This is a genomic window from Pseudomonas sp. PSE14 (assembly GCF_029203285.1).
Classification (GTDB): Bacteria; Pseudomonadota; Gammaproteobacteria; order Pseudomonadales; family Pseudomonadaceae; genus Pseudomonas.
The window spans coordinates 1407772-1426552 of record NZ_CP115669.1; the positions used below are offsets into that span (position 1 = coordinate 1407772).

Here is an 18781-nt window from a genome sequence, read left to right on the forward strand (position 1 = left end):
CGAGCAAGCTCGCTCCTACAGTGAGGGCTCGGCTCTCGTAGGAGCGGACCTTGTCCGCGATCCGGCCGGAAGGCTGGTGGTCGGGGATTGCACCGCTATCGCGGTGATCGCGGAGAAGCTCCTCTCCTACGGGAGCAGAAGCAGCTCGGAGCACGGCAGTTTGCTTTTGCTCTTGTGGACTTCCAGAGAACTATCCGCACACTCCGACCGCCCCTTCAGGAGGCCGAGTGGAATCGGAGTTTCAGGGGTTGAGCGGCATGGATGCCGCGAGAGCGTCGTTGGGCCATGGATGGCCCGTCGACGCGTGCCCCTGAAACTTCGATGGAACGAGGGAAACGAAGCGCAGCGAAGTAACAGCCGAAGGGTGAGCGAAGCGAATCAGTCCCGCGAAGCGGGACCCGGATGATGGGGCAGAGACTTTTGCCTACTTTGCGTGGGGCGGCCATCCGTCGTTTGGCAAAGTAGGTCGCCCGAGGGGGCGAAACAAAATCTCTCAGCGCGCGCCGAAGCGGCGCAGAACACCAATCCCCAAAAAATCGCGGACAGAGTCCGCTCCTACGGGGGCGTTGCCACGCCTTACCCCTGCGCCTGCAGAAACAGCGAAAACAACTCCGACTGCGACTTGATCCCCAGCTTCGCGTACATGTGCTTGCGGTGAACCTTCACGGTTTCGGCGGAGATCGCCAGCTTGCGGGCGATTTCCTTGCTGGAGCAACCGCTGAGCATCAGCCGGCCCACTTCCAGCTCGCGGGCGGTGAGCGGGGTTTCCACCTGCTGGGCGGTGGCTTCCAGACGGGTCTGCCAGCGCGGCGGCGGGGGCGCTTCCTGGACTTCGCACTCGAAGGTCATGCGCTGGCGCATCAGCCCGGCCACCCAGGGCTGCACCAGGCCCAGCAGGGCGATCTGCTCGGGGCTGAAGCGGCCCTTGCTGCCCATCGAGCAACACAGCGTGCGTTCGCCATCGAGTTGCACGTTGATCTGCACTTCGTCAGCCACCACGTTGAGGCTGAAGTAGCGCTGGTAGTAGTCGGTCTGCTCGAACATCTCCGGCGCCACGTCGTCCAGGCGGAACAGCCCGCTGCCGGGCGCTTCACGGCTGGCGATGTAGAAAGGGTCGAGCAGGTAGAGGCCCTTGAGGTAGTCCTGGAACAGCGGGTCCGGCCCGCCGTCCTCGCCCGGGCATTCAGCGAACACCTGTGGCCTGCCATTGCTGAAAAGCAGCACGACCCAGCTGTCAAAGGGCACATACTGGCCCAGCAGACGCACCAGCAGGGTCCAGAAGTTCGGCTTGTCCAACGCCTCGATCAGCTGCCCGACCGAGCGGTGCCAGGCGATGTCCTGAAGGGAAAGACCCATGACTCTACCCCCGTTGGGTTACCACGCGGGCGTAATTACCCGGTGAGGGCGCCGCCGGCATACTCGACCGATACCTTGAGCCGGCGCGGGGTGCAGTTTGACCCTTTTGCAGCGCGCGGTCACCGGAAGACAAGAATCTGAGGAAGCCCATGAAAGTCGAACTCGTGCAACTGGCCGGCCGTGATGGCGATGTGGCCTGGAACCTGGCCCGCACCCTGGAGGCCATCCACGCCTGCGCAGCGGACACCCAGCTGGTGGTGTTCCCCGAGACTCAGCTGACCGGCTTCCCCACCGAGCAGAACATCGCTGCCATCGCCGAGCCGGTCGACGGTCCCAGCGTGCAGGCCGTGCAGCGCGCCGCACGGGAGAAGAACATCAGCGTTGCCGTGGGCTTCGCCGAGGCCGCCGCCGACGGCCGCTTCTACAACACCACGCTGCTGATCGCCCCCGAAGGCATCGCCATGCAGTACCGCAAGACGCACCTGTGGGCGTCGGATCGCGGCATCTTCACCCCGGGCGATCGCTACGCCACCTGCCTGTGGAATGGCATCCGCGTGGGCATCGCGATCTGCTTCGACATCGAGTTTCCGGAAAGCGTCCGCGCCCTTGGTCAGTTGGGCGCGGAACTGATCATCGTGACCAACGGCAACATGGACCCCTACGGCCCGACCCACCGCACCGCGATCATGGGCCGCGCCATGGAAAACCAGGCCTACGCAGTGATGGTCAACCGCGTCGGCGAGGGTGACGACGGCCTGGTGTTCGCCGGTGGCAGCGCGGTGGTCGATCCCTTCGGCCAACTGCTCTGCGAAGCCGGCCGCGAAGAGTGTCGGCAGATCGTCGAACTGGACTTCGAGCGCCTGGCACAGGCGCGCCGTGACTACAGCTACCTGGCCGAGCGCCGCTTCGTGCTGCCGGGCGAAATGCGCGAGCACGAAGGTGGCCTGCGCGAGCTGATCATTCCGGCCTGACGTTTCTTTCCGGCCCGGAGTGTTTTCCGGGCCGGGGCGCAGGGCCGCGCCACCACAGCGATTCTCCAACACCGACGGGGGCCCCGAGCACCCGCACGGCTTTCGGGTGAGCGGAAGCCGGAATCTTTGCACTGCCCATAACAAACACAATGTGGAGTAAGCAGTAATGGCTCAACTGAAACGAACCCTGTCGCTGGGTTCGGTGGTGCTGTTCGGCATCGCCTACATGACCCCGATCATCGTCCTGGGCACCTTCGGCATCCTCGCCGACGTCACCCGTGGCGTAGTGCCCTCGGCGTACCTCGTCGCCTCCGTTGCAATGCTCTTCACCGCGCTCAGCTATGGGCGCATGGCCGCTGCCTTCCCGGTGGCCGGGTCCGCCTACACCTATGTGCGCAAGTCGATCAGCCCGAAACTGGGCTTCCTCGCCGGCTGGGCGGTGCTGCTGGACTACCTGTTCCTGCCCATGGCCATCTGGCTGATCGGCGCGGCCTACCTGCACTCGGCCTTCCCGGCGGTGCCCCAGGCGCTCTGGGTGCTGGCCTTCATCGGCGTGACCACGGCGATCAACGTCGTCGGCCTGCGCCTGGCGAAGAACGTCAACGGCGTGCTGATGCTGGTGCAGTTCCTGGTGCTGATCGCCTTCGTCGGCCTGGCGATCCACTACGTGATGGGCGACGCCAGTCGTCCGCTGTGGACCCTGGAACCCTTCCTCAAGGAGGGCACCCAGCTGCCGCTGATCATGGGCGGTGCGGCCATCGCCTGTTACTCCTTCCTGGGCTTCGATGCGGTCAGTACCCTGACGGAAGAAACCCACGAGCCGCGCAAGACCATTCCGCGCGCCATCCTGCTGATCACCCTGATCGGCGGTGGCATATTCATTGCCGCCAGCTATTTCGTACAACTGGCGCATCCGTCGGTGGAGTTCCAGAACGCCGATTCCGCAGCCTACGAAATTGCCCGCAACATCGGCGGCGACCTGTTCGTCAGCTTCTTCCTGATCGGTCTGATCGTCGGCCAGTTCACCTCCGGCCTGTCGGCCCAGGCCAGCGCCTCGCGCCTGCTGTTCGCCATGGGCCGCGACGGCGTGCTGCCGCGCCCGTTCTTCGGCCGCATCAGCAAGCGCTTCGAAACCCCGGTGAACAGCATCGTGCTGTGCGGCGTGGTGGCCCTGCTGGCGCTGCGCATGGACGTCACCACCTCCACCTCGTTCATCAACTTCGGTGCCTTCCTGGCCTTCAGCCTGGTGAACCTCTCGGTGATCTTCCACTACTACCTGAACGCCGAGCGCCGTGGCCCGCGCGAGCTGGTGCTGTTCCTGCTGTTCCCGCTGATCGGCCTGGTCGCCGACCTGTGGCTGATGGTCAGCCTCGACCACCTGGCGATCTGGCTCGGCGCCACCTGGCTGGTACTGGGTGTGATCTACCTCGCGGTAATCACCGGCGGCTTCCGCGAACAGCCGCCGGAGATGAGCTTCGAGGAGGCGTGACGGCCGAGCGGGGCTATGCTGGGGGCTCCATGCAGTGGCGTGCCACAGGAGATCCCGCCATGTCCCGCATCACGCTTTATCACTCGCCCCAGACACGCTCCAGCGGCACCCTGGTGCTGCTGGAGGAGCTGGGCGCCGACTACGACATCGAACTGATCAACATGAAGGCCGGCGAGCAGCGCAAGCCGGCCTACCTGGCAATCAACCCGATGGGCAAGGTCCCGGCGATCCGCCACGGCGAGGCGCTGGTGACCGAGCAGGGCGCGGTCTTCCTCTACCTCGCCGATCTCTTCCCCCGCGCGGGCTTGGCGCCCGCCCTGGACGACCCGCTGCGCGGCCCCTACCTGCGCTGGCTGGTGTTCTACGGCTCCAGTTTCGAGCCGGCCATTCTCGATCGCGCGCTCAAACGCGACCCCCCGCCGCCGGCCATGAGCCCCTACGGCGACTACGACAGCGTGATGCGCACCCTCGCCGAGCAGCTGGAAAGCGGACCCTTCCTGTTGGGCAGCCGCATGACCGCTGCCGACGTGCTGTGGGGCACGGCGCTGAGCTGGACCATCGGTTTCGGCGTGGTGCCCAGGCTGCCGGTGTTCGAGCGCTACGTCGAACTCATCACCTCGCGGCCGGCCTTCGCCCGCGTACGCGAGCGCGATGAGCAGTGGGCGGCGGAGCACGCACGGGCCGCCGAGGCGAAGGCGCCCTGATACCGGAGGGCAGGGGCGTAGCTGCAAATAAGGGGGATGGAAAGGCTGCTGTGTGTTCTGCGAAAACGGTCTCAAGTCCCATAGGAAGTTTCTTATTTGCTTGTAGCTTTCTTTGCTGGCTTGCAGGGCTGATCAATGATGGCCCCAACGCCGCGTCGTTCCCCATCTCGCGGCGTCTGTTCCAGCATAACGATGAGAAAGGTGTTGCATCCGTTAGGTCCCGAAGCCCATCCGCGAGGATGGGCTTTTTTTCGTTCGCTATTCGGGTGCTCTTCATGCCTGATCTTCCTCAGGTGAAGTCGGAAAGGTCTTTTGTTTTGAGGGGAGAGGTGTAGGCAGCTCGGGGAAATGCCGACGATGTGCTGTTTATCTCAAATCGGCTTAGGTCTTTTCTTACATGGATATCTGGGGCTTGGAGACGGCTGTCAGCTGCTGGATCATATGTCCCGCGCCCTGTTCCTACAGGGAGCCCTAAAGATTGATCGACTAGTCAATCGTTTAGTCCTTGGCCCGCCAGCAATGGCGGGCTTTTTTATGCGCGGTTTCATGGTGGGCTGCGCAGGACGCTCAGGGTAGGGCGGTTGAGCGCGTTTCCCTGTGAGCCAGAGGCTTTTCGTCAGACTGCCTTTCTTGTGGGATTCCAGTGTCAGCTCTTTGCCGCGCTGACCCCTTCCAGGGTGGCGAAGGAGGTGTCCTTGGCCGTCAGCAGGAAGTCGCGCATGAACGGCGCGTCCAGCATGTCGGCGCGAATCGCCGCGAACAGCGTGCAGTACAGACCTTTCTCCCCCAGGCGCTTGGCGGTGACGTAGCCGCGCGAGCTGTATTCGTGCAGCGCCCAGTTGGGCAGGCTGCAGACGCCGCGTCCGGAGGCCACCAGCTGCATCATCATCACCGTCAGTTCCGAGGTCCGCACCTGCGCCGGCTCGATGTCGGCGGGCTCCAGGAAGCGGGTGAAAATGTCCAGGCGGTCCCGCTCGATGGGGTAGGTGATCAGGGTCAGGCTGGCCAGGTCTTCCGGGACTATGTACGACTTGCCGGCCAGCGCGTGGTGGTTGTCCACCGCCAGCAGCGCCTCGTAGGTGAACAGCGGCACGTAGGTGATGCCGGCCAGGTCCACAGGGTCCGAGGTCACCACCAGGTCGAGATCACCACGGGCCAGTGCCGGCAGCGGGGCGAAGGAGAAGCCGGAGGCGAGGTCCAGTTCGACTTCCGGCCAGGCGTCGCGGAACTGGTCGATGGTCGGCATCAGCCACTGGAAGCAGCTGTGGCATTCGATGGCCATGTGCAGGCGGCCGGCGGTGCCGCCGGCCAGGCGAGCCAGGTCGCGTTCGGCGCTGCGCAGTTGCGGCAGCACGCTGTCGGCCAGTTGCAGCAGGCGCAGGCCGGCACTGGTGAAGCGCACCGGCTTGGTCTTGCGGATGAACAGCGACAGGCCGAGGCGATCTTCCAGTTCCTTGAACTGGTGGGAGAGGGCGGATTGGGTGAGGTGCAGGCGCTCGGCCGCCTCCACGAGGCTGTCGGCCTCGCGCAGGGCGTGGAGGGTTTTCAGGTGACGGAGTTCAAGCATGGTGCCGGCCTCGACCTCAATATGAGGAAAACTTGATTTCAACGCGAATGAATTGAGTTTGTCTCATGAGTGGCCGGCTGTCGACAATGCGTGCATCTGACGTATTGGTTTGGAGTCTTCGCCATGGCATTGGCACACACCCTCGGCTTTCCCCACATCGGTCGTGACCGTGAACTGCAGACGGCGCTGGAGGGCTTCTGCAACGGCGAGCTGGACGAGACCGGACTGCGTCGTGTGGGGCGCGAGCTGCGTGCTGCGCACTGGCAGGCACAAAAGGACGCCGGCATCGACTTGCTGCCGGTCGGTGATTTCGTCTGGTGCGACCCGGTGCTGACCCACTCGCTGACCTTCGGTGTGACTCCCGGGGGCGGCAAGCCAACCCTGCAAACACTGTTCGCAATGGCTCAGGGTGGCAACGGTGCGCCTGCTGCACAGTGGTTCGACACTGACCACCAGTACCGGGTCCCGGAGTTCAGCGTTGACCAGCAATTCGAGCTGAGCTGGGAGCAACTGTTCGAGGAGGTGGATGAGGCGCTGGCGCTGGGGCACACCGTCAAACCGGTGCTGATCGGCCCGCTCACCTACCTGTGGCTGGGCAAGCTCAAGGGTGAGGACGCCGGCTTCGACAAGCTCGACCTGCTGGAACGTCTGCTGCCGGTCTATGGCCAGATATTCCAGCGCCTGGCCGCCCAGGGCGTAGAGTGGGTACAGATCGACGAGCCGATCCTGGTGCTCGACCTGCCGCAGGACTGGAAGAGCGCCTTCGAGCGCGCCTACAACCTGCTCCAGCGTGAACCGCTGAAGAAGCTGATCGCCACCTACTTCGGCGGCCTGGAAGACAACCTCGGCCTGGCCGCCAGCCTGCCGCTGGATGGCCTGCACGTCGACCTGGTGAGTGCGCCGCGGCAGTATCTGACCGCCCTCGACCGCCTGCCGTCCTACAAGGTGCTGTCCCTGGGCCTGGTGAGCGGCGGCAATGACTGGGGCTACGATCTCGAATCGGCGCTGGACGTGCTGCGCCATGCCCATGAGCGGTTGGGTGAGCGGCTGTGGGTGGCGTCGTCCTGCTCAGCGCTGCAGAGCCCGGCGGATGCGCCGGAGGATTCCCAGGCGATTGCCGCGCAGAAGTGCGCCGAGGTGGCGCTGCTGGCGCGGGCGGTCAACCAGCCCGAGGCGCCGGACGTGCTCGCCGCGCTGGCCGGGATCGGGCGTCGCCAGTGTGCTTGAGTGCCCGTTCGAGGATGCGTCAGAGGTAGAACATGCCCTTGGCCAGCACCACGATGGCCAGCACATGGACGAACACGCTGTAGTGGATACGCCGCGAGCGCTGGCCGGTCATGCGGCCGGTGCGGAAGGACAGCATGGCGAAGGCGAAATGCCCGAGCACGCTGGCAGCCAGCAGCAGCTTGAGACTGAGCAGGGTGGCGAAGGTGGACGCCAGCGGATCGGCCAGCAGCGGCAGGTAGCGCAGGTGCAGCATGCCCAGGCCGGCGCCGAACAGGACGAGGATGGCCCACGGCATCAGGCGCCGGGCGCGCCGCCCGACGGCGGCTTCCACCATGCGCATGGCCCGCGCTGGCACGTGCTGGCGGACGCTCTCCAGGACCAGCACTTCGAAGAACACCGTGCCGACGAACAGGATCGCGGCGAGCAGGTGCAGGGTGAGCAGGAGCGGGTAGGCCATGGCGCTGGGTTCCGAGAGGGAAGCCGCTATCTTCGCCAGCGGGCCGTGGCTCGCCCATGACCCCGGTCATGCCGCGCGTTGTGACGGGTGCACGACCGCTCAGCGCCTTTCATCAAATTGTCACGGACCTGTGGCAGAGCGAATGACGGAAATTCATCAGAATCCCGTTCCACTGGGGTTTTGCGTTCCGGATTTTCATGATGCGTGCTTTGCTGCTGGCGGTCGCCCTTTTGTGCGGACTGCCGTCCTTTACTTTTGCCGGCGATCGTTGCGATCCCCGGGTGCCGACCGAGCTGGTCGACCTGGGCGACGTGCGCCTGGCCTATCAGAGCATCGGCCGTCCGCAGGACCCGGCACTGCTGTTGATCATGGGCCTGGGCGGCCAGCTGATCCACTGGCCCGACGAGGTGGTCGAGGCGCTCTGCCAGCAGGGCTTCCGGGTCATCCGTTATGACAACCGCGATGTCGGCCTGTCCGCCTGGCGCATTCCCACGCCCAGCGGCAACCTGACCTACGAAGTGATCCGCTATCGCCTGGGCCTGCCGGTGAGCGCGCCCTATAGCCTGACCGACATGGCCGGTGATTCGCTGCGTCTGCTCGATGCACTGCACGTTCAGCGTGCTCACGTGCTGGGGGCGAGCATGGGCGGGATGATTGCCCAGCACGTCGCCGACCTTGCGCCGGAGCGGGTGATCAGCCTGACCCTGGTGATGACCAGCTCCGGCGCCGAAGGCCTGCCGGCGCCCAGCGAGTCGCTGCTGCGCCTGCTCGCCCGGCGCGAGGCGGCCAGCCGCGAACAGGCCATCGAGCAGCAGGCCGATCTGCTGGCCGCACTGGGCAGCCCCGACGTGCGCGACGACCGCCAGCAATTGCTGCAACAGGCGGCGCGCTCCTACGACCGCGCCTTCAACCCCGAGGGCGTGCAGCGGCAAATGCTGGCGATCCTCGCCGAGCCGAGCCGGGTGGAGCTGCTCAACCGCCTGGACGTGCCGACCCTGGTGGTCCACGGCACCGCCGATCCCTTGCTGCCGGTGATGCACGGGGTGCACGTGGCGGCGCATATCCGCGGTTCGGAGCTGAAGCTGATCCCCGGCATGGCGCATCGGTTCCAGGAAGACTTCAAGGAACCGCTGCTTGGCGCGGTGTTGCCCTACTTGCGGGCGCATCAGGGGAGCGGGCACGTCGCGCAGCTCTGATCCTGCGTAGCGCCAGCCTGTAGGCGGCGCTCTTCGCGGGCATGACCCGCTCCTCCGGATCTGGACGGCTCCCGTAGGAGCGGACCTTGTCCGCGAAATGGTCCGATTCACGCCGGGCCGTTCAGGGCGCGCCGGTCGGGACTTCGCGGAGAAGCTCCGCTCCTGCGAGATGCATCTGCGCTCGGGTTGGCCCTCACCCTAACCCTCTCCCAGGGGGAGAGGGGACCGTCCGGTGCAGGATGAAACTACTCTGTCAGCCGGCACGATCTGGCTCCCTCTCCCTGAGGGAGAGGGCTGGGGTGAGGGGGAAAGCCCTGGCACAGATTCAGCCGGGACAAGACAGTTGCTCCTACGAGATCAAAAACCTGGGGACGCGCAGGCCTATGACCGTCACGTTTCCGGCAGGCTGTAGCGCTCGGCGAAGTACTGCCGGAGGAACTCAACCGCCACCCGCACCTTGGCCGAACTGGCCAGCGGCGCGGTGTACACCGCCCAGATGTCGGCCGGCTGCTGGTACTCCGGCAGCACCCGTTGCAGGCGCCCGTCGGCCAGGCTGTCGTGCACGTCCCACCAGGAGCGCAGCAGGATGCCGCGTCCGTCGAGGCACCACTGGTGCACCACCTCGCCGTGGTTGGACGACAGCGGCCCCGTTACCTTCACGTTCTCCTCGCCATTGGGCCCCTGCAGGTGCCAGATGCCGAAGGGGTGGTCGCGCTCCTTGATCACCAGGCAGTCGTGCCCGGCCAGCTCCGCCAGGGTGCGTGGCGTGCCGCGCCGTTCGAGGTAGGCGGGCGCGGCGCAGAGCACCCGGCGGTTGCGCGCCAGGGGCTTGGCGATCAGGTGCGGATCGATCTCGTTGCCCACCCGCACGTCGAGGTCAAAGCCTTCGTCTATCAGGTCCACCAGGTGGTCCTGCACGTCCAGGCGGATATCCAGTTGCGGGTGGCGTGTCGCCAGTTCCGACAGGGCGGGGGCGACGAAACGCCGGCCCAGCCCCAGGCTGCTGGCGATGCGTAGCTGGCCGCTGGGCTCGCGGTGCAGGGCGGAGACGTCGTCCCCCATCCGCTGCACCGCGTCGAGGATACGCAGCGCCCACTGGTAGACGCGCTCGCCGTCCTCGCTCACCGATACCCGACGAGTGGTGCGGTGCAGCAGGCGCACGCCGAGGTCCTCCTCCAGCAGGCGGATGCGCTTGCTGACGAAGGCGGTGGACATGCCCAGCTCGGCGGCGGCGCTGGCGAAGCTGGTGCGGCGGGCGACCTGGATGAAGACCCGCAGGTCCTCCAGATTGGGAAGATTGTTCACGATTCGTGATCCAAGAATCCACGGAAGTGATGATTATGTTTGATTTGTCGGCTTATAGCATGAAGGCCACTTCTTCCCCATCCCATCTGCAAGGGTGCCCTCATGAGCAAGACATACAGAATCGCTGCCATTCCCGGTGACGGTATCGGCCAGGAAGTCCTTCCCGAGGGCCTGCGCGTGGTTCAGGCGGCGGCGCGCAAGCACGGCCTGAATCTGGAAATCGAACACTTCGAATGGGCCAGCTGCGACTACTACCTGGAACACGGCAAGATGATGCCGGACGACTGGTTCGAGCAGCTGCAGCAGTTCGACGCCCTGTACTTCGGCGCTGTCGGCTGGCCGGACAAGGTGCCGGACCACATCTCCCTGTGGGGCTCGCTGCTCAAGTTCCGCCGCGAGTTCGACCAGTACGTGAACATCCGCCCGGTACGCCTGTTCCCCGGCGTGCCGTGCCCGCTGGCGAACAAGAAGCCCGGCGACATCGACTTCGTGGTGATCCGCGAGAACACCGAGGGCGAGTACTCCTCCCTGGGCGGTCGCATGTTCGAAGGCACCGAGAACGAGTTCGTGCTGCAGGAGTCGGTGTTCACCCGCCGTGGCGTGGATCGCATCCTCAAATACGCCTTCGACGTGGCCCAGACCCGCGAGCGCAAGCACGTCACCTCGGCGACCAAATCCAACGGCATGGCCGTGAGCATGCCCTACTGGGACGAGCGCACCGCCGCGATGGCCGCCAACTACCCGGAAATCAGCTGGGACAAGCAGCACATCGACATCCTCTGCGCACGCTTCGTGCTGCAGCCGGAGCGTTTCGACGTGGTGGTGGCTTCCAACCTGTTCGGCGACATCCTCTCCGACCTCGGCCCGGCCTGCGCCGGTACCATCGGCATCGCGCCGTCGGCCAACCTCAACCCCGAGCGCAAGTTCCCCTCGCTGTTCGAGCCGGTACACGGCTCGGCCCCGGACATCTTCGGCCAGAACATCGCCAACCCGATCGCCATGATCTGGTCCGGCGCGCTGATGCTGGAGTTCCTCGGCCAGGACGACGAGCGCTACCGCGCCGCCCATGACGACATCCTGAGCGCCATCGAGCAGGTCATCGCCAACGGCAACGTCACCCGCGACATGGGCGGCAAGCTGTCGACCCAGGCGGTCGGCCAGGCCATCGCCGAGATCGTCGCCGGCTGATCCCTTCGCTTCGGGCTGGCGCCTGCCCTGGACGGGGTATGGCGCCGCCATGAGGCGATGGACTGCTCTTGCGTTGCGTGGCAAATCACCGCACACTGTTAACCAATAGATTCTTGTTAACCAATGGTTGATTGATAGGAGAAACGTCAACCTGCCCTAGCGCTGCACTTCATGTCCCATCGCCTGCCTGGGCGGGGATGTGAAGCACAATAAAATCGTCCCAGGAGACGCCTGATGTCCCACAAGAATAAAAAGGTCGATGTATTCCTGATCACCATGAGCCTGGTTGCCGTCCTGCTCACCGTGATCGGCCTCGCTGCCTTCCCGGCAGAGGCGGAACACGCGGCCAATCAGCTGTTCGAGTTCTCCACCCGTTCCTTCGGTACCGCGGTCCAGTTGCTGATCTTCGGCAGTTCGCTGGCGGTGCTGTACATCGCCTTCAGCAAGTACGGAAACATCCGTCTGGGCAGCGGCAAGCCGGAATACTCCACCGCGACCTGGGTATTCATGTTCATCTGCGCCGGCATGGGCTCCTCGACCCTCTACTGGGGCGTTATGGAATGGGCCTACTACTACCAGTCGCCCGGCCTGAACATCGCCCCGCAGTCCCGTGAGGCCCTGGAGTACAGCGTCAGCTATTCGTTCTTCCACTGGGGCATCAGTGCCTGGTCGATCTACGCCCTGGCGTCGCTGGCCATGGCCTATCACTTCCACGTGCGCAAGAAGAGCGGCCTGAACCTGGCTTCCATCGTCGAAGCCGTCACCGGCTTCAAGGCCACCGGCCCGGTAGGCCGCCTGGTCGACCTGGTCTTCCTGCTGACCATGATGGGCGCGCTCACCGTCTCCCTGGCGCTCACCGCTTCGACCCTGACCCGTGGCCTCTCCGGCCTGGTCGGCACGCCGGACACCTTCACCGTACAGGTCATGGTGATCGGCATGATCGCCGTGCTGTTCTCCCTGAGCTCCTACATCGGCATCGACGGCGGCCTGCAGAAGCTGAGCAAGATCGTCTGCTACGGCGCCCTGGTGTTCGCCGCGGTGGTACTGCTGGTCGGCCCGACCCAGTTCACCATCAACAACACCGCCAACGGCATCGGCCTGATGATCCAGAACTACGTGCACATGAGCCTGTTCACCGACCCGGCGGGCGATGGCGCGTTCACCCGCAACTGGACGGTGTTCTACTGGCTCTGGTGGGTGTCCTACGCGCCGGGCGTGGCGATGTTCGTGACCCGCGTATCCCGTGGCCGGCAAATCAAGGAAGTGGTGTTCGCCCTGCTGCTGGGCGGTAGCTTCGGCTGCTGGTTCTTCTTCGGCGCGCTGGAAAGCTACAGCATGCACCAGTTCATCACCGGCGCCATCGACGTACCGAAGATCCTCACTGAGCAGGGGGGTGAGAGCGCGGTGGAAGCGCTGCTGGTAGGCCTGCCGTGGGGCAAGGTTTTCCTCGCCGTGTACCTGTTCATCATGGCCGTGTTCTGCGCCTCGCACATGGACGCCGCCGCCTACGCCGTGGCCGCCACCAGCACCCGCAACCTGGAAGAAGGCGACGACCCGACTCCGACTCACCGTCTGTTCTGGGCCATTACCCTGACCCTGGTGCCGCTGGCCATGCTGTTCGCCAAGGCCTCGCTGTCGACCATGAAGACCGCCGTGGTGCTCACCGCGATCCCGTTCACCCTGATCCTGCTGGTGAAGGTCTACGGCTTCATCAAGTGGATGCTGGAAGACTACGCCAAGGTGCCGGCCTACCGTATCGAGGAAGAAGCCGCCGCCATGGCCGACGAGGCCCTGCCGGAAAGCGCCGAGCCCGCGCCGGTGCGCAAGCCTCTGGCCGAGGCAATGGCCCAGTAATTCCTGCGTGGCGCCGTCCGCCTCTGGGCGGCGCCACCCGCAGGCTTTTTTTTGCCTGCTTTGTTAACCAATAGGTTGCAGTTAACCAATAAGTAAACCGACCGCCTCGCCGCGAGTCGATGAAGCCTGGAGATAGCAAGATGACCGATTTCGAACGCCTGCCCGCCGATTTCTGCAACAACCCCAACCACGCCTACACCATTCCGGCGAAGTTCTACACCAGCGATGCCGTGTTCGAGCACGAGAAGGAAAAGATCTTCGCCCATAGCTGGATCTGCATGGGCCACCGCAGCGAAGTGGCGGAAAAGAACGCCTACATCGTCCGCGAAGTGATCGGCGAGAGCATCATCGTCGTCCGTGGTCGTGACGGCGTGCTGCGCGCCTTCTACAACGTCTGCCCGCACCGCGGTCACCAACTGCTGGAAGGCACCGGCGGCATCGCCAAGAACGTGATCGCCTGCCCCTACCATGCCTGGACCTTCAAGCTCGACGGCGAGCTGACCCACGTGCGCAACTGCGACCAGGTGGAAGCCTTCGACAAGGGCGATTACAGCCTGGTGCCGGTGAAGGTCGAAGAGTACGCCGGCTTCATCTTCATCAACATGGATCTCGATGCCGGCAGCGTCGAAGAGCAGCTGCCGGGCCTGGAAGCGCGCATGCGCCAGGCCTGCGGCGTGATCGACGACCTGCACCTGGCCGCCCGCTTCGTCAGCAACACCCCGGCCAACTGGAAGTCCATCGTCGACAACTACATGGAGTGCTACCACTGCGGCCCGGCTCACCCGAGCTTCGCCGACTCCGTGGACGTCGGCCAGTACACCCACACCCTGCACGGCAACTGGTCGCTGCAGTACGGCATCGCCAAGTCCTCCGAGCAGTCGTTCAAGGTCGACGAAGGCGTTTCCGATCCGTCCTTCGCCGGCTTCTGGGCCTGGCCGTGCACCATGTTCAACGTGCCGCCGGGCGCCAACTTCATGACCGTGATCTACGAGTTCCCGGTCGATGCCGAAACCACCCTGCAGCACTACGACATCTACTTCCTCAACAAGGACATCACCGAAGAGCAGCAGAAGCTGATCGACTGGTACCGCGAAGTCTTCCGTCCGGAAGACCTGCGCCTGGTGGAGAGCGTGCAGAAGGGCCTGAAGTCCCGCGGCTACCGTGGCCAGGGCCGGATCATGGTGGACAAGGAGCGCTCCGGTATCAGCGAGCACGGCATCGCCCACTTCCACAACCTGATCGCCGTCGCCCACCTCGACTGATCCATATCGCCGCCGGCCCCTGCGGCCGGCGGTCTCTCGCGGAGTGCCTTGCGTGAAACTCAACGATTCCAACCTGTTCCGCCAGCAAGCCTACATCGATGGGCGCTGGTGCGACGCCGACGACGGCCGCAGCCTGGACGTGCATGACCCGGCCACGGGCGAGCGCCTGGGCAGCGTGCCGTTGATGGGCGGCGCCGAAGCGGTGCGCGCCATCGAAGCGGCCAACGCCGCACTGGAAGGCTGGCGGGCGAAAACCGCCAAGGAGCGCGCGCAGATCCTGCGCCGCTGGTTCGAGCTGCTGCTCGAACACGAAGAAGACCTGGCCCGGCTGATGACCTTCGAGCAGGGCAAACCGCTGCACGAAGCCCTCGGCGAAATCCGTTACGCGGCTTCCTTCATCGAGTGGTTCGCCGAAGAAGGCAAGCGCATCTACGGCGACGTGATTCCCAGCCCGGCGGCGGACAAGCGCCTGCTGGTGATCAAGCAGGGCATCGGCGTCTGCGCGGCTATCACCCCGTGGAACTTCCCGGCGGCGATGATCACTCGCAAGGCCGCGCCGGCACTCGCCGCCGGCTGCACCATGGTGATCAAGCCGGCCAACGAAACGCCGTTCTCCGCGCTCGCGCTGGTGGAACTGGCCGAGCGTGCCGGCATTCCGGCGGGCGTGCTCAGCGTGGTCACAGGCGACGCGCCGGCCATCGGTGCCCAGCTCACCGGTCATCCGCTGGTGCGCAAGCTCAGCTTCACCGGCTCCACGCCGGTCGGCCGCCTGCTCATGGGCCAATGCGCCGAAACCATCAAGAAGGTTTCCCTGGAACTGGGCGGCAACGCGCCGTTCATCGTCTTCGAGGACGCCGACATCGAGGCCGCGGTGGAAGGCGCCTTGATCGCCAAGTACCGCAACGCCGGGCAGACCTGCGTATGCGTCAACCGCTTCTACGTGCATGACGCGGTGTACGAACGCTTCTCCGCGCGCTTCGTCGAGCGCGTGCGCGAACTGGCGGTCGGCCATGGCGCCGAGCAGGGCACCCAGATCGGTCCGCTGATCACCGACAAGGCCGTGGCCAAGGTGCAGAGCCTGGTCGATGACGCCACCGCCAAGGGCGCCGAGCTGGTGCTGGGCGGCAAGCCCCATGCGCGCGGCGGCAACTTCTTCGAGCCCACCGTGCTTGGCGGCATCCGCCCCGGCATGGACCTGCTGCAGGACGAAATCTTCGGTCCGGTGGCGGCGCTGGTGCGCTTCTCTTCCGACGCCGAAGTGATTGAGCTGGCCAACGACACCCTCTATGGCCTGGCCGCGTACTTCTACAGCCGCGACCTGGCCCGCGTATTCAAGGTCGCCGAGCGTCTGGAGTACGGCATGGTCGGGGTCAACACCGGGCTGATCTCCAACGAGGTCGCGCCCTTCGGTGGCGTCAAGCAGTCGGGCCTGGGCCGCGAAGGCTCCAAGTACGGCATCGAGGACTACCTGGAAATCAAGTACCTCTGCCTGGCGGTGTGAGCCGGGCGAGGAATAGCCGGGGCGGCGAGGCCGCCGCCCCGTGTCGCAATTGAGGTGAATGATGGCCAACACATACGAGATGTTCAGCGTGCGGGTGACCGCGGTAGAACAGGCGACCCCGCAGATCAAGCGCTTCACCCTGGCGCGCACCGATGGCCAGCCGATGCCGGCCTTCACCGGTGGCAGCCACGTGATCGTGAAAATGACCGACGGCCTGAGCAACGCCTACTCGCTGATGAGCGACCCGCGCGACCTGAGCCACTACCAGATCGGCGTGCGCCTGGAAGAACAGTCCAAGGGTGGTTCGGCCTTCATGCACCAGCAGGTGGAAGTCGGCAGCGAGCTGACCATTTCCACCCCGAACAACCTGTTCGGCCTGGACCCCAAGGCCGGACGCCATGTGCTGATCGCCGGCGGCATCGGCATCACCCCGTTCCTTTCCCAACTGCATGAGCTGGAAGGCGGCGCGGTGCCCTACGAACTGCACTACGCCTTCCGCAGCCCGGAGCACGGCGCCTTCCAGGGCGACCTCGCCGACGGCCCGCATGCCGAGAGTGTGCGTTTCTACATCGACAGCCTGGAACGCCGCCTGGACCTTGCCGGGCTGTTCGCCTCGCTGGCGGAAGACGCCCACGTGTACGTCTGCGGTCCCAAGCCGCTGATCGATGCCGTGATCGACGGTGCGAAAAAGGCCGGCATCGCCGAATCCCGCGTGCACTTCGAACAGTTCGCCGCGGCCCCGGCCAGCGGCGGCGCCTTCACCCTGGTGCTGGGCCGCTCCGGCCGCGAGCTGCGGGTGGAAGAGGGCATGACCATCATCCAGGCCATCGAGAACGTGAAGGCCGCCAAGGTGGAGTGCCTGTGCCGCGAAGGTGTTTGCGGCACCTGCGAGACGGCCATCCTCGAAGGCGAGGTCGAGCACTTCGACCAGTACCTCTCCGACGATGAAAAAGCCTCGCAGCAGACCATGATGCTCTGCGTCTCGCGTGCCCGTGGCGAGCGCCTGGTGATCGATCTCTGATCCGTGCGTAGGGCGTACAACCGTTCGCGGTTGTACGCCGATACACCGCGCTCCATCGTCGGCTCCGACTACGTTCGAAGCGCTCTGGCATGGAGCTGCGGGCTCCCGTCCGGAGTGCGGTGGGCTACGGTCAAACGGCGTATAACGTCGAACGTTATACGCCCTACGTTCCATCTATCCGTAACTGCCACGCCTCTGTTATCCACCAGTTTACAGCTGTGTATACTGCGGTCCTCGACGACTTTCAGGGACCACGCCTTCCATGCAGGAAAACAGCTTCGCCTTCCGTCTCAAGGAATTGCTCGAACTCCACAAGCTGACCCTGCAGGCAGTGGGCACGGCCCTGGGCATCTCGCGCACCGCGGTGCACAAGTGGACCAAGGGTGGCGAGATCGACTACGACAACCTGCGCAAGCTGGCGGATTTCCTCAAGGTCAACTGGATCTGGTTGCGCTACGGCGAGGAAGCCCTGCGCGACGTGCAGCAGGCCGAGCCGATCGAACTGCCGATGACCGACCTGCGCCGCCGTTACACCGCCGAGATCATGGAAAGCGAGACGCGCATGAAGCTGGCCCAGGAAGGCGCACGCATCGTCACCTGGGAATGGAACCTGATCAGCGACGAAGTGACCTACTCGCCCAACGTCGAGGCCGTCTATGGCTGGCCGGTCACCTCCAACAAGGACTTCTGGCGCCATCTGCCGCCGGAGGACGTCGCCGCCATGCAGTCCATGTACGACCGCGCCATTGCCGAGGGCGGTACCTGCGAGTGCGACTTCCGCATCTTCCAGCCCGATGGCGCGCTGCGCTGGATCGCCTCCCGCGCCACCGTGGTCCAGGACGCGGCGGGAAGACCGGTGAAAATGGTCGGTATCAGCATGGACAACACCGCGCGGATGATCACCGAGGAGGCGCTGCGCAACAGCGAGGAGCGTTTCCGCGCGATCTTCGAACTGACCTGGGGCGCACTGGCCTACATCGGCCTGGACGGCGGCTGGCAGCGGGTCAATGGCAGCCTCTGCGAACTGCTCGGCTACAGCCCGCTGGAGCTGTACTCCATGACCTTCCAGGAGCTCACCCACCCGGATGACCTGGGCAAGAATCTCGAATTGCTGCGCCAACTGCTGGCCGGCCATTTCGACCGCTACGTGGTGGAAAAGCGCGTGCGCCGGCGCGACGGCGCGTATGTCTGGGTGCGCGTGCGCACCTCGCTGCAGCGCCGCCGCCAGGATGGCCTGCCCGACCACCTGATCAGCGTGTTCGAGGACATCAGCGCCGAGCGCGCCGAACGCGACCGCCTGCAGGCGCGCATCGCGGAACTGGAAGCCCGCCTGGCCGAACGCGCCTGATTCAGTGCAGGCGCACCCATACGCCCACCAGTAGCGAGGCGGCCACCAGCCAGGCCAGCGCCGCCATCGCCAGGGATAGCTCCAGGCGCAGGCGATCCACCAGCAGGTAGAGCGCGGCGAGGTAGACGAAGTAGGGGATGATCGACCACATGCCGAAGGCGATGGTGGTCTTCAGGTCATCCAGCGAGCGGCTCTTGCCGACGATGTAGTGGGCGATCAGGGCGAAGGTGGGGAACAGCGGCACCAGCCCGGCGATGTAGTAATTGCGCGTCTTCGACAGCGCGGCGAGGATCAGCACCACGCCGGCGCCGAGGGTTGCCTTGAGAATCAGGTCC

15 protein-coding genes and 1 pseudogene are annotated in these 18781 nt (G+C 65.1%); 11 read left to right on the top strand and 5 right to left on the bottom strand.

Features of this window, described 5'->3' with window-relative positions; genetic code table 11:
- Nucleotides 1-576: 576 nt before the first annotated feature.
- Entirely contained in the window at nt 577-1356 is a 780-nt protein-coding gene (locus tag O6P39_RS06550) for a helix-turn-helix transcriptional regulator (RefSeq protein WP_275610588.1), read from the bottom strand.
- A 149-nt stretch (nt 1357-1505) separates the two neighbouring features.
- On the opposite strand from O6P39_RS06550, the gene O6P39_RS06555 reads away from it, so the two are divergent.
- The 3 genes from O6P39_RS06555 to O6P39_RS06565 all read left to right on the top strand — a co-directional run bounded on the left by O6P39_RS06555 (nt 1506) and on the right by O6P39_RS06565 (nt 4520).
- Complete coding sequence (locus O6P39_RS06555) at nt 1506-2327, top strand: carbon-nitrogen hydrolase family protein (protein WP_275610589.1); 822 nt, start codon at nt 1506-1508, stop codon at nt 2325-2327.
- A 166-nt stretch (nt 2328-2493) separates the two neighbouring features.
- Nucleotides 2494-3816, top strand: a complete 1323-nt coding sequence (locus tag O6P39_RS06560) for an APC family permease (RefSeq protein WP_275610590.1) — start codon at nt 2494-2496, stop codon at nt 3814-3816.
- A gap of 59 nt (nt 3817-3875) precedes the next feature.
- Entirely contained in the window at nt 3876-4520 is a 645-nt protein-coding gene (locus O6P39_RS06565; protein WP_275610591.1) for a glutathione S-transferase family protein, read from the top strand.
- A gap of 646 nt (nt 4521-5166) precedes the next feature.
- Here the strand turns inward: O6P39_RS06565 and metR are convergent.
- Entirely contained in the window at nt 5167-6087 is a 921-nt protein-coding gene (gene metR / locus O6P39_RS06570; protein WP_275610592.1) for a transcriptional regulator MetR, read from the bottom strand.
- Between the two features lie 123 nt (nt 6088-6210).
- Between metR and O6P39_RS06575 the strand changes: the two are divergent.
- A pseudogene (locus O6P39_RS06575) lies at nt 6211-7284 on the top strand (5-methyltetrahydropteroyltriglutamate--homocysteine S-methyltransferase); the annotation flags it as partial.
- A 49-nt stretch (nt 7285-7333) separates the two neighbouring features.
- Here O6P39_RS06575 and O6P39_RS06580 read toward each other — a convergent pair.
- Nucleotides 7334-7771, bottom strand: a complete 438-nt coding sequence (locus O6P39_RS06580; protein ID WP_275610593.1) for a hypothetical protein — start codon at nt 7769-7771, stop codon at nt 7334-7336.
- Nucleotides 7772-7971: 200 nt separating this feature from the next.
- On the opposite strand from O6P39_RS06580, the gene O6P39_RS06585 reads away from it, so the two are divergent.
- The gene (locus tag O6P39_RS06585; protein ID WP_275610594.1) at nt 7972-8967 is read left to right on the top strand and encodes an alpha/beta hydrolase; all 996 of its coding nucleotides are present in this window, start codon (nt 7972-7974) and stop codon (nt 8965-8967) included.
- Nucleotides 8968-9357: 390 nt separating this feature from the next.
- Here the strand turns inward: O6P39_RS06585 and O6P39_RS06590 are convergent, their stop codons facing one another.
- Nucleotides 9358-10272, bottom strand: a complete 915-nt coding sequence (locus tag O6P39_RS06590; RefSeq protein ID WP_275610595.1) for a LysR substrate-binding domain-containing protein — start codon at nt 10270-10272, stop codon at nt 9358-9360.
- 102 nt (nt 10273-10374) lie between these two features.
- Between O6P39_RS06590 and O6P39_RS06595 the strand changes: the two genes are divergently transcribed.
- From O6P39_RS06595 to O6P39_RS06620, 6 genes are all read left to right on the top strand, one after another.
- Nucleotides 10375-11460, top strand: a complete 1086-nt coding sequence (locus O6P39_RS06595) for a tartrate dehydrogenase (RefSeq protein ID WP_275610596.1) — start codon at nt 10375-10377, stop codon at nt 11458-11460.
- Nucleotides 11461-11694: 234 nt separating this feature from the next.
- Nucleotides 11695-13314 (top strand): BCCT family transporter, encoded by a 1620-nt coding sequence (locus O6P39_RS06600; RefSeq protein WP_275610597.1) that lies wholly within the window; start codon nt 11695-11697, stop codon nt 13312-13314.
- A gap of 140 nt (nt 13315-13454) precedes the next feature.
- Nucleotides 13455-14576 (top strand): ring-hydroxylating oxygenase subunit alpha, encoded by a 1122-nt coding sequence (locus O6P39_RS06605; RefSeq protein WP_275610598.1) that lies wholly within the window; start codon nt 13455-13457, stop codon nt 14574-14576.
- A 52-nt stretch (nt 14577-14628) separates the two neighbouring features.
- The gene (gene gabD / locus O6P39_RS06610; protein WP_275610599.1) at nt 14629-16077 is read left to right on the top strand and encodes an NADP-dependent succinate-semialdehyde dehydrogenase; all 1449 of its coding nucleotides are present in this window, start codon (nt 14629-14631) and stop codon (nt 16075-16077) included.
- Between the two features lie 61 nt (nt 16078-16138).
- On the top strand, nt 16139-17098 hold the full coding sequence (locus O6P39_RS06615) for a PDR/VanB family oxidoreductase (RefSeq protein ID WP_275610600.1): 960 nt from the start codon (nt 16139-16141) through the stop codon (nt 17096-17098).
- A 262-nt stretch (nt 17099-17360) separates the two neighbouring features.
- Nucleotides 17361-18446, top strand: coding sequence for a PAS domain-containing protein (locus O6P39_RS06620; RefSeq protein WP_275610601.1), 1086 nt, complete (start codon nt 17361-17363; stop codon nt 18444-18446).
- 1 nt (nt 18447) lies between these two features.
- Here O6P39_RS06620 and O6P39_RS06625 read toward each other — a convergent pair whose 3' ends face one another.
- Complete coding sequence (locus tag O6P39_RS06625; protein WP_275611900.1) at nt 18448-18774, bottom strand: GlpM family protein; 327 nt, start codon at nt 18772-18774, stop codon at nt 18448-18450.
- Nucleotides 18775-18781: the final 7 nt, after the last annotated feature.